Annotated in this window: 13 protein-coding genes and 1 pseudogene; 1 reads left to right on the top strand and 13 read right to left on the bottom strand. The window is 64.4% G+C overall.

Annotated elements, in window-relative coordinates; genetic code table 11:
• Positions 1-36: 36 nt before the first annotated feature.
• The 7 genes and pseudogenes from ACVIJ6_RS33630 to ACVIJ6_RS33600 all read right to left on the bottom strand — a co-directional run.
• Positions 37-372, bottom strand: a pseudogene (locus ACVIJ6_RS33630) (transposase domain-containing protein); the annotation flags it as partial.
• A 112-nt stretch (positions 373-484) separates the two neighbouring features.
• A protein-coding gene (gene tnpC / locus ACVIJ6_RS33625) for an IS66 family transposase (protein ID WP_456772119.1) occupies positions 485-2,093 on the bottom strand; the annotation gives its coding sequence in 2 pieces (ribosomal slippage) (positions 485-697 and positions 699-2,093; 1,608 coding nt in all).
• A gap of 59 nt (positions 2,094-2,152) precedes the next feature.
• Positions 2,153-2,503 (bottom strand): IS66 family insertion sequence element accessory protein TnpB, encoded by a 351-nt coding sequence (gene tnpB, locus ACVIJ6_RS33620; protein ID WP_456772120.1) that lies wholly within the window; start codon positions 2,501-2,503, stop codon positions 2,153-2,155.
• Entirely contained in the window at positions 2,500-2,871 is a 372-nt protein-coding gene (gene tnpA / locus ACVIJ6_RS33615; RefSeq protein WP_039187448.1) for an IS66-like element accessory protein TnpA, read from the bottom strand. The genes tnpB and tnpA overlap by 4 nt, the downstream gene beginning before the upstream one ends.
• Before the next feature lie 102 nt (positions 2,872-2,973).
• Positions 2,974-3,165: a hypothetical protein gene (locus tag ACVIJ6_RS33610; RefSeq protein WP_456776232.1), complete on the bottom strand. Its 192-nt coding sequence runs from the start codon at positions 3,163-3,165 to the stop codon at positions 2,974-2,976.
• A gap of 120 nt (positions 3,166-3,285) precedes the next feature.
• Positions 3,286-4,385 (bottom strand): IS3 family transposase gene (locus ACVIJ6_RS33605; protein ID WP_456771799.1). Its coding sequence is split into 2 segments (ribosomal slippage): positions 3,286-4,133 and positions 4,133-4,385, totalling 1,101 coding nucleotides; the frame shifts between segments, so codons are not numbered across the junction.
• A 463-nt stretch (positions 4,386-4,848) separates the two neighbouring features.
• On the bottom strand, positions 4,849-5,910 hold the full coding sequence (locus ACVIJ6_RS33600; protein WP_456776231.1) for a site-specific integrase: 1,062 nt from the start codon (positions 5,908-5,910) through the stop codon (positions 4,849-4,851).
• 111 nt (positions 5,911-6,021) lie between these two features.
• On the opposite strand from ACVIJ6_RS33600, the gene dusA reads away from it, so the two are divergent.
• Positions 6,022-7,020, top strand: a complete 999-nt coding sequence (dusA, locus tag ACVIJ6_RS33595; protein WP_456776230.1) for a tRNA dihydrouridine(20/20a) synthase DusA — start codon at positions 6,022-6,024, stop codon at positions 7,018-7,020.
• A 1-nt stretch (position 7,021) separates the two neighbouring features.
• Here dusA and ACVIJ6_RS33590 read toward each other — a convergent pair whose 3' ends face one another.
• The 6 genes from ACVIJ6_RS33590 to ACVIJ6_RS33565 form a co-directional block, all read right to left on the bottom strand.
• Positions 7,022-8,050, bottom strand: coding sequence for a pyridoxal phosphate-dependent aminotransferase (locus tag ACVIJ6_RS33590; protein ID WP_456776229.1), 1,029 nt, complete (start codon positions 8,048-8,050; stop codon positions 7,022-7,024).
• Between the two features lie 63 nt (positions 8,051-8,113).
• On the bottom strand, positions 8,114-8,650 hold the full coding sequence (locus ACVIJ6_RS33585) for a TIGR02281 family clan AA aspartic protease (protein ID WP_456776228.1): 537 nt from the start codon (positions 8,648-8,650) through the stop codon (positions 8,114-8,116).
• Positions 8,651-8,678: 28 nt separating this feature from the next.
• A complete protein-coding gene (locus tag ACVIJ6_RS33580) occupies positions 8,679-8,876 on the bottom strand; it encodes a DUF1289 domain-containing protein (protein ID WP_456776227.1) in 198 nt (65 codons plus the stop codon).
• Positions 8,877-8,923: 47 nt separating this feature from the next.
• Positions 8,924-10,522: a sensor histidine kinase gene (locus ACVIJ6_RS33575; RefSeq protein WP_456776226.1), complete on the bottom strand. Its 1,599-nt coding sequence runs from the start codon at positions 10,520-10,522 to the stop codon at positions 8,924-8,926.
• 113 nt (positions 10,523-10,635) lie between these two features.
• Positions 10,636-12,090, bottom strand: coding sequence for a PepSY domain-containing protein (locus ACVIJ6_RS33570; RefSeq protein ID WP_456776225.1), 1,455 nt, complete (start codon positions 12,088-12,090; stop codon positions 10,636-10,638).
• Between the two features lie 6 nt (positions 12,091-12,096).
• Complete coding sequence (locus ACVIJ6_RS33565; protein ID WP_456776224.1) at positions 12,097-14,115, bottom strand: TonB-dependent receptor; 2,019 nt, start codon at positions 14,113-14,115, stop codon at positions 12,097-12,099.
• Positions 14,116-14,647 lie beyond the last annotated feature (532 nt).

Here is a 14,647-nt window from a genome sequence, read left to right as displayed (position 1 = left end):
GAGTAGCCCGCGTGGATGGACGATTGATCGGAGCGATCAGGCAGCGGCGGGGATGGCGGTGTGCTTCCAGCTCCAGGGCAGCAGGTCTGCGATCCTGCTGGCCGGATGATCGGGCAGCCTGGCGAGGACGTCGGCAAGCCACGCCTGCGGGTCGACGTTGTTGAGCTTGGCGGTCTGGATCAGGGTGTAGATGGCGGCGGCCCGGCGGCCGCCATCGTCGGAGCCGGCAAAGGTCCAGTTCTTGCGGCCGACGGCCACGGCGCGCAACTCGCGTTCGGCCGCGTTGTTGGTCATGCACAGCCGGCCATCGTCGATGAAGCGCGTGAACACCTCCCGGCGCTTAAGGCTGTAGTCGATCGCCTTGGCGGTCTCGCTCTTGTCGGAGAGCTTGGCGCGGCGCTCGGTAAGCATCCGGCGTAGGGTACGCATCCGGTGAAGACCGCAGGCGGAGTAGCCCGCGCGGATGGACGATTGATCGGAGCGATCAGGCAGCGGCAGGGATGGCGGTGTGCTTCCAGCTCCAGGGCAGCAGGTCTGCGATCCTGCTGGCCGGATGATCGGGCAACCTGGCGAGGACGTCGGCAAGCCACGCCTGCGGGTCGAGGTTGTTGAGCTTGGCGGTCTGGATCAGGGTGTAGATGGCGGCAGCACGGCGGCCGCCATCGTCGGAGCCGGCGAAGGTCCAGTTCTTGCGGCCCGACGGCCACGGCGCGCAGCTCGCGTTCGGCCGCGTTGTTGGTCATGCACAGCCGGCCATCGTCGATGAAGCGCGTGAACACCTCCCAGCGCTTGAGGCTGTAGTCGATCGCCTTGGCGGTCTCGCTCTTGCCGGAGAGCTTGGTGCGGCGCTCGTGCAGGAAGGCATGAAGCTCATCGACCAGCGGGCGGCTGCGCGCATGGCGCGCGGCTTTGCGCTCTTGGGCCGGCAGACCGTTGATCTCGCGCTCGATCGCAAACAGAGCGTCGATCTTCGCGATCGCTTCGATCGCGATCGGCGCCTTCTTCAGCCGTGCGATCTCGAAGAACTTGCGCCGTGCATGCGCCCAGCAGCCGACCTCGATGATCGGGCCCGGCTTCCGCGATGGATCGTAGAGCCTGTTGAAGCCGGCATAGGCATCCGCCTGCATCGGTCCAGCATAGGTCGCAAGATGCGCCTCTGGATGGGTGCCGGAGCGGTCGGGCGAGTAGAAGAACAAGGCGGCCGGCGGCGCGTGCCCGGCGAAGGGCCGATCGTCGCGCACATAGGTCCAGACGCGCCCCGTGCGCGTCTCGCCCTTGGCCAGAACCGGCACCGTGGTGTCGTCGGCATGGATGCGCTCGGCAGCGAGGACATGCGCCTTGATCGCATCGACCAGCGGCATCAATGTCGCCGCCGCCGCGCCGACCCAGTCGGCCAGCGTGGAGACGTCCAGCATCACACCTTCGTGCGCATACGTCGTGCTCTGCCGGTTGAGGGGCAGGTGCAAGCCGTATTTGGCGAATAGGATGTGCGCGAGCAGACGCGGTCCAGCGCGCCCGCGCGAGATCGGATGGAACGGCGCCGGCGGCTGGCTGATCGCCTCGCAGGCGCGGCAGGAGAACTTCTCACGCACATGCTGGATCACCTTCCACTGCCGCGGCACGAGCTCCAGCGTCTCGGTCACGTCCTCGCCGATCTTGCGCAACCTGTCCCCGCCACAGCATGGACAATTGGCCGGCGCGGGATGAACGACGCGCTCCCGCGGCAGGTCTTCGGGCAGCGGCCGCCGCGCCGGACGCCGCCGCTCGAATGGCTGCACGTCTATCTTCGCGGCCTTAGCGCGTTCGCCTGCCAGCTGCGCATCGGCTTCGGCCTCCGATGCATCCTCCTCGAGGTCGGCGAGTTCCAGCTCGAGCTGATCGAGCACCGAGGCGCGCTCGGAGGATTGGCCGTGCTGTTCGTGCTTGAGCTTGGCGATCGTGAACTTCATCTGCTCGATCAGCAGCGTGCGGGCGCGGACCTCGGCTTCGAGATTGCGTGCCTTGGCTTCCGCCGCAAGCTTGGCCGCCTGGCCGGCGAGCACCAGCGCCTTCAGCGTCGCGACATCATCAGGGAGCGAATCGGCTGTGATCATCACAGAAGATGGAATCACAGCTCCGCCCGGCACGCATCAGTGCCGTGACGTTCGAGCCCTCAACCAACAGCTTCCGGGCGCCACGTCCGCTGCGGATGCCGCCAGTCGATGCCTTCGAGCAGATAGCCGAGCTGGGCCGGCGTGATCGTCACCGCTCCGTCAACAGCCTGTGGCCAGATGAAGCGGCCGCGCTCCAGCCGCTTGGCGAACAGGCACATGCCCTGGCCGTCGTGCCACAGCACCTTGATCAGCCCGCCGCTGCGGCCGCGGAACACGAACAGATGGCCGCCATGCGGATCGCGCTTCAAGGTCTCCTGGACCAGCAGCCCCAGGCCGTCGAAGCCCTTGCGCATGTCGGTATGGCCGGTCGCCAGCCAGACCTGTGTGCCGGAAGGGATCGGGATCGTCATCGCGAGCCCGCCCGGAGCGCCGTGATCACCGCCGTCACCGTCGCGGCATCCGCCGCGCCGCTGATCCGGATCTTGGTCTCAGTCCCGATCTCGACTTCGATCAGCCCCTGAGGCGGAGCTGCCGCTGCGTGAAGATCGGGATCGGCTGCAATCGTCACAGCGGCGAAGCCGGGCACGGCAGTCTCCTCGCCGCACAGCTGCTGGCGCCAGCGGAACACCTGGCTGGAATGCACACCAAACGCGCGCGCCACGCCCAGGATCGTCGCACCCGGCTGCAACGCTGCAGCGACGATGCGCTCCTTGTCAGCCCGCGACCAATGCCGCCGTCGCCGCTCCGACGTGATCACTTCAACTTCCGCTTTGGCCATAGGACTAGCTCCAGGACTAGTCCTATGGCTTCGCGAAGCCTCACTGCCGACGCAAGGTGGCCGTCACCGGGGGCTTACGGCGTAGGCCGCAGGCTGGTTGGATTACTCGGATTGCTGGCGCCTGAGCAGTTCGGGCCGCTCCTTGTGCATCCGGACCAACCCGATCAGAGTTTCGACGCCTTGGTCCGTGAAGGCCTGGACGCCATCTTCTCCGATGCCATAGACCCAGATCGCGCCGTCCTCGATCTCCATCTCGTTGGCGACGTCGCTCAGCCAGCCTGACCTTGCCCCCAAGTTTTATCCAGGTCTTGACCTGCCACCGAAGTTTCATCCAGCAGCTTTTAGAGTCCGAGTGGGTTGTGAAGTGCTCCCCGAAACTAGGCCAACTGAGGCTGGAATTTTCCGGGGTTAGGCTCATGCCGGCGGGGGCGCCGATGAGCCATTCAACAGCGAAATCGGCGCCTTGTTGCCGATCGCGCTATGTGGCCGGACCTCATTGTAGTCTCTACGCCAATCCTCCATTTTCTGCCGGGCATCGTCAAGGCTCAGGAACCAGTGCGTGTTCAGGCACTCGTTTCGGAACTTGCCATTGAAGGATTCGATGAAGCTGTTGTCGGTCGGCTTGCCTGGCCTGGAGAAGTCGAGAATGACATTCTTCTGGTAAGCCCAGATGTCGAGATCGCGGGAGATGAACTCCGACCCCTGATCGACGCGAATAGTCTTGGGGTAGCCGACGGCCTTGCAGACGCGTTCCAAAGTCAGCACGACATCCTCGCCTCGATAGCTGAAGCGCGGATCGACGGCTGGTGAGAAGCGACTGAAGGTATCGACGATCGTAAGAACCCGGATCTTGCGGCCGGTAGCGAGCTGATCGTGAACGAAATCCATCGCCCAAGTCTCATTGATCTGAGATGCGTCGGTACGATCCTCGCGCAGCTTGGCCTTGACGCGACGTCTCGGCGTTTTATTGCGCAATTGCAGGCCTAATTCCCTGTAGAGACGATAGACGCGCTTAACGTTGACGGCCCAACCGTCACGTTGCAGCAGGACATGGACCCGGCGATATCCGTATCTCACCCGCGTCTGGCAGACGTCCTTGATCCGATTTTTAAGGGCGGCCTGGTCGCCGCGCTTCGACTTGTAGACGTACAGTGCGCGATCGATCCGAAGCGTCGAACAGGCCCGCCTGATCGAGACCTTCCAGTCGCTCCGCACCTTGTCGACAAGCTCCCGCTTGCGGCCAGGCTTCAGAGCTTTTTTGAGAGCACATCCTGCAGCATGGCCTTGTCGAGCGACAAGTCCGCAACGATCCGCTTGAGCTTGGCGTTCTCCTCCTCGAGTTGGCGCAGCCGCTTCATCTCCGATGGCATCAGACCGGCATACTTCTTCTTCCAATTGAAATACGTCGCCTGGCTGATCCCGGCCTTGCGGCAAACCTCCGCAACCGCCGTACCGTCCTCAGCCTGCTTCAGAACAAATGCGATCTGAGCCTCCGAAAACTTCGATGCCTTCATGGAACTCTCCTCTGTCCCGGGTGGGATCATAAGTGGAAAATTCCAGTTCAAACTGGCCTAATTTGGCGGGGGCACGTCACGGCCCCCCGCCAGCTGTTGCTTTGAACTTCTGCTCATGATTTCTTCTGTTCAAGGCGGCTATCCGTTATCAGGCAGAAATTCGACTTATCGCGTTGTTCAGATTTCCGGGACCGGCCCCCTCATGTTGGTTCGTAGGCGCCGTTCCGGCAAAAATTCACCGTCTCCAGGCCAAGGATGAGCGGGCGAGGCGACGACATGGGGCCCTCGCTCGATTCGGACAAGCGGGGAAAGCCATGCCGGTTCAATAGCGCTTAGAGCTGTCTTTTGTCCGAATGCGCCTTGAAAATACTCATCCGGCGAAACCCTTCCAAGCTGAATACGAGGGTTCGATTCTTTCCAACTCCAGTTGAGCTCTTCACTTCTCCAATGGTCTCGGTGCCTGTCAAGCAACCCGCACCGAACGGATGGAGTGGAGTGTTTCTGGCTTTAGGTGCGTGTAGCGGCGCAGCATTTTCCAATCCTTGTGCCCGGTGACAAGTGCGACCTGTTCGATGGAAAATCCAGCTTCGAAAAGGCGACTCGTGCCTTCGTGACGCAAATCGTGAAAATGAAGGTCATGGATTTTCAATTGCCGACACTGGCGACGAAATGCTGTTCCAACGGATCGTCCGTTGTAAGGAAAAATCCGACCTTCGCGAATATTCGAGAACCGACCTTGCTCCTCAATGATCTTGCATGCGTCATAGCCTGTTACATCCAGCAAGGGAATTCGCTGATCGTTGCCCTTCTTCTTTCGGGGATCTTTCCGATTGCGAATGAGGAGCATTCGGCTGCCGGCGTCGAAGTCGCGCCATTCGACTCTTGCAATTTCGTCTTGCCGCATAGCCGTTGCGACCGCAAATCGGATCACACGACCAACTGGGATCTGTTGCCGATCGTTTGACTCCAACGCTGAGATAATACGATCGAGTTCGTCTTGCGTGGGACGGCGATTGCGCTCATTGCCTTTTCCGACGAGCCCGAGACGTCCTAGAGCGATCCGGGCGAGATCGATTGGTTCAGTTGACGCAACAATGCCGTGTACCGCGGCGGCGTGAGACAGAATCGTCTTTATATATCCAAGGTCGATCCCGACCGTCACGGGGCCTGCTCCCTCAAGCGCGCGCTCTTTTCCGAATTTGATAAGCCGCTCTCGATCAAGCTCTGGAAGACGAAGATGGCCAAGTCTTTCGTCCAAGAAGATGAGGCTGGCATTTTTGGAACGACCGATGTGCTTCCCGACCTCTTCCAAGTCTTGACGATGAAGCGTGATGAGATCGCCGAAGAGCTGGACATCGCGGGATTTGTGCGTCGTTGTCGGTTCTTGGCGATCAATCCGCCGCTCGATATCGATGGCCCATTCTTCGGCGTCCTTTCGGCGGAGAAATGTCTCGTTGACATATTTCCCCTTTCGTCGGACTTGGGCTCTCCAAGAGCCGGATTTCAGTCTGGTGATAGTTGCCACGCGTGTGCGCTCCGTGTGCACTGAGGCGTCGAAAAGCCGGAAAAAACGTCGCATCATGGCGTAGAATAGAGTGCACACGACGCGACCTAACGAATTGAATTTACTAAAAAAATGCAGACAAATCAACGACATAGATTTGCCGTGGCGCCTATGATGGATTGGACCGACCGGCACTGCCGGGTGTTCCACCGTCTGCTGTCGCAGCGGGCGCTGCTTTATACCGAGATGGTCACCACCGGCGCCGTCATTCATGGCGATCGGAAGCGGCTGCTCGGCTTCGATGCGAGCGAGCATCCGGTGGCGCTGCAGCTCGGCGGCTCCGATCCGGCCGATCTCGCGACCTCGGCGCGGATCGGCGAAGACTTCGGCTATGATGAAATCAATCTCAATGTCGGCTGTCCTTCCGACCGGGTCAAGGATGGCCGCTTCGGCGCCTGCCTGATGGCGGAGCCTGAGCTCGTCGCCGCCTGCGTCGCAGCGATGAAGCGCGTCGTGCGCATTCCCGTCACGGTGAAGTGCCGCATCGGGATCGATGACCAGGATCCGGAGCTCGCGCTCGATGCGCTGGCGGATGCGGTGGTCGACGCAGGCGCCGACGCGCTGATCGTGCATGCGCGCAAGGCCTGGCTGAACGGCCTGTCGCCCAAGGAGAACCGCGACATCCCGCCGCTCGACTACGGCCGGGTCTACCGGCTGAAGGCGAGGCTGCCGAACGTGCCGGTCATCATCAATGGCGGCATCGCCAGCATCGCGGCGGCGCAAGCGCATCTCGCTCATGTCGATGGCGTGATGCTCGGGCGCGCCGCCTATCAGGAACCGTGGCAGTTGCTCGACGTCGATCCCATGCTGTTCGGCGCCGCCGCGCCGCATCGGAGCATGAAAGACGCGTTGGCGGCGCTCGAGCCCTATATCGAACGCCAGATCGCGCAGGGCTCGCGGCTGCATGCCATCACGCGGCATCTGGTCGGCGCCTATCACGCGGTCCCGGGCGCGCGCGCCTTCCGCCGTCATCTCGCCGAGCGCGGCGTCAAGCCCGACGCCGGCATCGAGGTGCTGCGCGAGGCGGTGGCGATGGTCGAGGAGCGCGCGCCGGCTGCGGCATTCGCCTGACTCATCCGCTGGTCGGCAACAGCTCCGCCACGGCCTGCCGCGCGATCGCGTTTTCGTCCGGCAGCCCGATCGAGATGCGCAGCCAATTGTCGAATTGCGGCTGCGCGCGGCCGATGATGATGCCGCGGGCGGCGAGCGCCGCCGCAGCCTCGGCATGTGGCCGGCCACAATCGAAGAACACGAAATTGGCCTGGGAGGCGCTGAAGCGGCGCCCGCGAGCGCGCAGCAGCGCATGCCAGGCCTCGCGCTCGGCCGCGACCTCGGCGCGCACCGAAGCGACGTAATCGTGATCACCGAGGCTCGCGGTGGCAGCGACCAGGCTCAGCCGGCTCAGTCCGAAAAATGCGCCGATGCCCATCTGCTTCAGCGCAGCCGCCAGCGGCTTCGGAGCCAGCGTGTAGCCGATCGCGAGACTCGCCAGTCCGAAGATCTTGGAGAATGTCCGGAACACGGCGACATTGCCGCCCTCGCGCACCAGCGGCGCAACGCTGCGGGCGGCGAAATCCGGCATGAATTCGAGATAGGCTTCGTCGACGATCACGAGCGTGCGTGCGGACACGTCGCGCACCGCCGCGATGAAAGCGGCGGTGTCACTGACCGTGCCCGACGGGTTGTGCGGATTGACGAGATAGACCGCGCGCGTGCTACCGTCGACCGCCGCCGCGATGGCCGGCAGGTCGTTCTCCAGCCCGGCGTTCAGCGGCACGCCGACCACGCGGCCGCCAGCCGGTGCCACTGCGTCGACCAGCGCCGTGTAGCCCGGTTCGGAGTAGACGAACGTGCCGCCGTGTCCGCCGCGTGCGGACAGATACAGTCCGAGCACGTTGAGGTTCTCGCCGAGCACGATCTGCTCCGGCGCGATGTTTTCGCGCGTGGCAATGGCGGCTGTGAGATCGTCCACTTCCCGGCCGGTGTAGCGGGCGAGGCCGGCGAGATCGGCCTTGATGGCGTCGATGGCCGCAGGCGATGGCCCGAGCGGATTTTCGTTGAGGGCCAGTCGGATCGATGGTGGGGGCAGGGCATCGGCCATGGCCGGAATCTAGGCCGAGACCTGCCGCCGGCGCAAGGGAACGGACCGCCCGCCGCGACGGCCTCAGCTGCGCTCGGGATAGCCGTGCAGCATCAGCCGGTCGGAGCGCACCTCCCAGCGTTCGAGCCGGTCGAGGAAGCTCATGCCGAGCAGATTCGTTTTCATCTGGCCCTGCGGCACCACCAGCGCCGGCACGGAGCGCTCCACCAGCCGGCCGATCGCCAGCCGATCGAGCGTCAGCCGCGCCGCCTTGGTGTGGCCGCCGGCGGTCTCGACATCGACATCGTAGTTGAGCAGCTCGAGCGGCAGGCCTGCCGCCTTGGCGGTCTCATAGGTCAGCACCACCGATGTCGCCCCGGTGTCGACCACCATCGGCGCGGCGACGCCGTTGATCTTGGCGCGCAGCGCGAATTCGCCGCCGCGGGTGCGCTCGATTTCGACCGCGTTGGTCGGTGCGCTTGCCTTGGCTCTGAAGGCGCGGCTGCGCAGCATCTCCGAAACGGTGTCGCTCGCCAGCGCAGCCTGTTCGGGATCCTTGTAGACGATCACGGCGCTTGCGGTGGTCACCATGGTGACCAGGACGAGCACGACCTTGTTCATGCCACGCCTCCCGTCGATAACCCGTCGCTCAGTCGCGGCGGCGTCCCATCGCGGCCAAGCCGGCGTCGTGCATCCGCGCGGCGAGCCCGTCCATCACCGCCAGCCGCTCGTCGGCTGACATGCGCCCCCAGCGGGCGATCTCCGGCAAGGTGCGGCCGCAGCCGAAGCAGAGCTTGGTCTTGGGATCGATCATGCAGACAGCGATGCATGGTGTATCTTGGCTCATCATGCGAATGTGAAAGCTTCCGGCACTGTTTTGCAAGTGCAATCATCTCACAGGCCCGTTCCGGCATTCATGATCGGTTTGCGAAGCAGCCGGCGTTTCTCCTGGGCAGGAGGGGCGACCGGCTCGGGCTGCAGCGGCGGCGCCTCGTCCGACAACGGGGCGAGCGCCGACATCACTCGCTCGGGCGGGAACGTGACGATCACCTCGGTGCCGATGCGGACCTTCGACTTCAACGTGAAGGTGCCGCCATGCATCTCGATGAGGTTCTTGGCGATGGGGAGGCCGAGGCCTGCGCCCTGTTCGGCCGATTTGATCGAGTTCGAGCCCTGGCCGAACGAGGCGAGCACGATCGGGATCTCGTTTTCGGGGATGCCGGAGCCGGTGTCCTTGACGCTGAGATATTGGCCGCCCGAGGCGGTCCAGCCCGCCTTCAGCCAGATGTCGCCCCCCTGCGGCGTGAACTTGATGGCGTTGGAGAGCAGGTTGAGCACGACCTGGCGGATCGCCCGCTCGTCGGCCCACAAGCGCGGCATGTTCTGCTCGAACACTTCATGGATGGTCAGGCCGCGGCTGGACGCCCGCAGCTTCAACAGATGATGGCAGTCGGCCACCACATGCACCAATGCCACGGCTTCCTCATTGAGCTCGTAGCGGCCGGCCTCGATGCGCGAGAGGTCGAGGATCTCGTTGATCAGGTTCAGCAGGTGGACGCCGGAATTGTGGATGTCGGCGGAGTATTCCTTGTACACCGGCACTGCATGCGCGCCGAAGATCTCGCTCTTCATGACCTCGGAGAAGCCGAGAATGGCGTTCAGCGGCGTGCGCAGCTCATGGCTCATCTGGGCGAGAAAGCGCGACTTCGCCACGTTGGCGGCTTCGGCGCGATAGCGCGCCTCGTCGGAGATCGCCTTGGCCTGTTCGAGCTCGCCAATCAGAGCATCCTTCTCGGCGCGTGCCTCGAGGGTCGCGAGCGTGGTCGAATGCAGTTGATGGGCGAGCAGAACGAAATAGCCTTCGGCCGCGACCGCGAACGCGGCGAGCAGGTAATTGTCGAACGTCCCCGACAGCGCCAGGCTGAGCGTGATCGCGACCGTCACCGGCGCGGTGACGGCGACGGCGGCGACGGGCAGATTGGCGGCGAGCATGCTGGAGACGGCGATCACCAGCAGCATCAGGAACATCATCAGCGTGCCCGACACCTCCGCGAGCGCGGGATGGATCAGGATCGCCATCCAGCAGACGCCGTAGAGCAGGTCGAGCAGCACGAAGCGCGTGCGCCAGCGCCGGGTCGCCGCCATCGACGGCTGGTCGGCCAGGAAATTCGAGCAGTTGCGCACGATCGCGGCATGGATGCAGAGCACGCCGCAGGTCCAGGCGCCGGCCGCCAGCGCATGCAGCCAGACGCTGAGCATCAGCCCGGTCGCCACGACCAGCAGCATCACGATGTAGGATGCGGAGATGCGGGTCTGCGCATATTGGCGCAGCAATTCGCGATCGAAGGCCGGCCGCGTTCCCGATGTCGATGTCAACCGATCGCGCGCCTCGCGCACCCGCTGCTGCGCGGCCCGACGCTGGCTTGCCGGTGCAAGCGCCGGCGTATCGGCCGGAAGCTCGACGACTTCGGGCTTTTCAGCGGGTCTACTCATCAACAACACGAATCCTGCCCGTGGCCATACGGGCTGCTTTCTGCATCTTCTATAACTGGCTCTAAATCCTTAAGACGGATTATAGACAACGAAAAATTTGCGTTAACACTGCGTTAAGAGGCCGGCTTCCGCCGCGGGCCGATGCCGAGAAAACGCAGCCTCCGCCAGCCGATCACGATGCCGGTGATGCTGAAGGCGAAGCCGCAGACGCAGAGGCCGACGATGACAAACGTGCGCAGCGTCGGGTGGGCCAGCAGGCTGGGGAAGTCCAGCGTGTGCAGCGCCTGATAGAGCCAGCGATAGGCACGCCGGGAGGAGTCGAGCTTCTCGAGCAGGGCGCCCGAGGCGGCATCGACATGATGCCAGGCGTCGCCGCAGACGATGCGATAAACGGGGGCTCCCGGTACATCGGAGGCGAAAGGATAATCGTCGCCCGCTTCGACCTCGGTCGCGCGCCCGCAACGGCCGCCGAGGTGATCCGCCGTGGCATTGATATCGGCGGGCTGCAGGAAGCGGCCGACCGGTCGCCAGGTCGCGCCGTCGCGCACCGAGATCTGCTGCTGGCCGAGGGCCCGCCGTGCGCGCTGATGCAGGCGGCCGCCGAACGCGAACCATTCGATCTCGCGGACGTCGCCAGACAGGCCCGTCGGAGGGATGGTGGTCAGAGCCGTCCAGTCGAGGGCGCCGGTGAGGACGGCGTCTTCCGACGCCGTGAGCTGTCCGGTCGCGAACAATCGGCCATGATCCATCGACAGCCAGCCGCTGACGATCCAGGTCAGGACGAACTGCATGCAGATCAGGCCGGCCCAGTGATGCCACAGGTGCCAGCTGCGGTAGCGCGACGACAATCGCGCTTTGCGCAGCCGCAGCCGGAGCGGACCAAGCAGGGCGCCGGTGACGGCGGCAAGTACCGCCGCGAGGGCCAGTGACCAGACCGTCACGTTCCAGGCCGCCCAGTCCCTGCGCAGCACGGTCGGATAGATCCAGTGGACCACGCTGCCGGCATAGTTCCAGGCACGTTCGAAGCGCGTCGTGTCGAGCACGACCTCCCCGGTGCGGGAGGAGACATAGAGCTCGGTGCCGTCGGCATCGTTCAGCGCGATGCGATGCAGCGGGCGGTGCGCATCGAACCGGTTCGGCACCGTCCATTGATCATAATCGCCGAGCTCCGCCATCGCGGCGCCCGCGGCGTCGAGCCCGCGCCGCTGTGCGGCGGCGCGCGCGATCGCCAAAGCGAGGCCGGGATCGGTGACGTCGGCTGCAGCAAGGCTGTCGGCATGGATCGCCACATGGCGGCCCGGCGTGGCGATGACGTAGACCGCGCCATCGACGCGCTGCATCAGCCGTATGCGGCGGGCAGGTGGGCTGCCAGGCATGGCGAGCGCCTCCGCCGGGGCGTGCAGCGGCGCAGCGAGATCGAGCGGCGCAAGTCCTGCGAACCGCTCGCCCTCCGTCTGCGCCGGGAACGGCACGAAATGCATCACGATGCCGGTCGCGAACCACAGCACGAACAGCGGACTGAGCAGGATGCTGAGCCAGCGATGCGTGAGGATCAGCGCCCGGATCATGCGGCCCTAGAACTTGAACGAGGCTTCGACCTCGTAGGTGCGGGGTGCGCCGAGGAAGATCTGGTCGGGGTAGAATGGATCACTCCAGGCCGCATAGCGCTTGTCAGTGACGTTGCGGACGCGGAAGGCGAGGCGCGTGCTGGTCGCGGTGGCGAACAGCGGCACCTTCGGCAGGTCGATGAAGGCGAACAAGTCGGCGGTGGTGTAGGCGAGCAGCTTCACCGTGTTGGCATCGGTGCTCGAGCGGTCGCCGACATGGCGCACGGAGAAACCGAGTTCGACCGGCCACCAGCCCGGATTGAGGAAGCGGTAGGAGCCGCCGCCATTGACGATCACGGCCGGAATGTTCGGCGGGGTGTTGCCGGAGAACGAGCCGCCATTGGCGAGATCATAGTCGGCGTAGCGCGCGCGCACATAGGCGACGTTGCCCCACAGCCTGGTCTCCGGTGTCGGCCGCACGGCGGCGGCCAGCTCGATGCCCTGGGACTTCACCTTGCCGGCGAGGTTGAGCTGCTGGCCGGCCTGGGCGCTGTAGACGTTGTTGCGCTCGATGTCGAACGCCGAGAAGGTCCACTCCGCGCGGCCGTTCCAGGCGAGCTGCTTGACGCCGGTCTCGTAGCTGCGGGAATCCGACAAGGTCAGCTTCTGCGTCGGACTCAGCAGAAAGATGCTGTCGGCCGAGAGGTCGCTCGCAGTTGCATATTGGCTGTAGAAGGTCGTCCCCGGCAGCGCCTCCCACGTATAGCCGATGCGGCCGGTGACCGGCTGCCAGCTCTTGGAATAGGGGAAGCCGGGCCGCTCGGCGCCGTTCCGGATCCAGTTGCGGTCGAGCGTGAACGGATTGTAGCGCAGGCCGCCGACCAGCGCGAACGTGTCCGTCAGCTTCAGCCGGTCCTCGAGATTGAGCGCGACGCTGTCGATGGTGGCGGTCTGCAATTGTGTCGTCAGCAGGCCATAGGTGCCGCGATCGAAGCCGACCAGCGGGACCGACTCGCCGGGAAAGTTGGCCGCGCCGGGCCGCGTGAAGTCGGTGTGCGAGCTCTCGACCGCGGTGACCAGGCGGTTGGCGAAACCGAAGATGTTGCCGTTCCAGGTGACATCGGTGACGTTGCCGACGATATTGTGGTTGTGGTGGACGAAGAACCGCTCGCGGTCGACCAGGTTGGTCCCGGCGTTGAACGCCGACACCTCATTGTTGTACCAGTCGCGGCTGGCATTGTAATTGTAGATCTGGCTGCGCAGCTTGACGGCGTTGTTCAAGTCCCATTCGAAGCCGCTGCGGACCCACGACTCCTTGATGGTCTTGTGGCCGTCGATCACATTGTAGTTGGTCGACAGCGTGCGGCCATCGATCGTGACGGCGCCGAGATTGGTGCCGTTGTAGTCGGACACTTTGGTGCCGGAGACGATGCCGCTGGTCGCGTTCGCGCCACTGAAGGCCACCGGCACCAGCGGCGTGCCCTCATAAGGCTTGGCCTTGTAGTCCTTGAACTCGGCGGCAAAGAAGGTCCTGAAGCTGTCGGACAGGCGATAGTTCAACTGGCCGGAGACGTGGACGTTCTTGAACTCGGTGTCGTCGATGAAGCCGATCTCTTTGGTCCGGCTGATGTCGAAGCGATAGTCGAGTCCCTGGATCGTTGTGCTGCCGCCCGAGCCGAAGCCGCTGCGGAACGTGCCGCGCTGGTCGAAGCCGACGAAGGCCTCGCTCTCGACCGGGCCGGTGTGCGGCGCCTTGGTTACGAAGTTGATGGTGCCGCCGACCGCGCCCTGGCCAGATATCAGCGAGGAGGGGCCCTTGAGAAACTCGACGCGATCGAGATTGAAGGTCTCCATCGTCAGCGCGGTGAAGCCGGTCGGCCCGATGTTGATGCCGTTGTAGAGCACGTTGATCTGGTTGCCCTGGAAGCCGCGCATCGCGAAGCCGACATCGTTCGGCGCATCGCCCGCGCTGACGCCGGTGGCGCCCCTCACCGCATCGACAGTCGTGTGATAGCCCTGCTCGCGCAGCGTCTCGGCGCCGATCACCTCAACGGTTGCCGGGACTTCGCGCGCCGTCAGGCCGAGCCGGCTGCCGCTGGCCGGCGTCGCGTTGCCATTGAGTGGGGTGGGCGGCGGTGGTGCCGGAGGGGGCGGATGATGAGGCTGCTGCCGGGGAGGACGCCGGCGGACGTCGCGGCGCAGAACGCGCGGTCTGCGCGGTGGTCGGCCGCGCGGAGGGGGCGCGACCGTCGATCGGTCGCGGGCGTGGTGCATCGACCGTGACGCCGGGCAGAACGGTTTCCGCCGCCGGCTTTCCCGACGAATGGGAGGCCTGCTGCGCATGCGCCATGGGCGCGGCCGCCCCGCCTGCTGCTGCAACCAGCCCCGCCAGCGATATCGAACCCCAGACGTCCCGCGCGCTCATTCCAATCCCCACCGCGGGTCGGCTGTGCCGGCGTCCCGCGTCCCCAAGCCATGCGTTCATGATGACGGAGACGAGTTAGCCGAAAACCGGACAAATGTAATGTTATAACATTACATTTCCTTCTTTCCGACGCAGTCTGTCTCGTTTCGGCAA

The organism is Bradyrhizobium sp. USDA 4369, from assembly GCF_054056435.1.
The sequence above is the reverse complement of the archived record's forward strand: the minus strand, read 5'-3'. Positions and strand labels throughout refer to the sequence as shown.

Bases quoted from the DNA above. Each gene is read 5' to 3' on its own strand.
- tnpB (WP_456772120.1), bottom strand. From the start codon at position 2,503: ATGACGATCCCGATCCCTTCCGGCACACAGGTCTGGCTGGCGACCGGC.
- tnpA (WP_039187448.1), bottom strand. From the start codon at position 2,871: ATGGCCAAAGCGGAAGTTGAAGTGATCACGTCGGAGCGGCGACGGCGG.
- dusA (WP_456776230.1), top strand. From the start codon at position 6,022: ATGCAGACAAATCAACGACATAGATTTGCCGTGGCGCCTATGATGGAT.
- ACVIJ6_RS33590 (WP_456776229.1), bottom strand. From the start codon at position 8,050: ATGGCCGATGCCCTGCCCCCACCATCGATCCGACTGGCCCTCAACGAA.
- ACVIJ6_RS33585 (WP_456776228.1), bottom strand. From the start codon at position 8,650: ATGAACAAGGTCGTGCTCGTCCTGGTCACCATGGTGACCACCGCAAGC.
- ACVIJ6_RS33580 (WP_456776227.1), bottom strand. From the start codon at position 8,876: ATGAGCCAAGATACACCATGCATCGCTGTCTGCATGATCGATCCCAAG.
- ACVIJ6_RS33575 (WP_456776226.1), bottom strand. From the start codon at position 10,522: ATGAGTAGACCCGCTGAAAAGCCCGAAGTCGTCGAGCTTCCGGCCGAT.
- ACVIJ6_RS33570 (WP_456776225.1), bottom strand. From the start codon at position 12,090: ATGATCCGGGCGCTGATCCTCACGCATCGCTGGCTCAGCATCCTGCTC.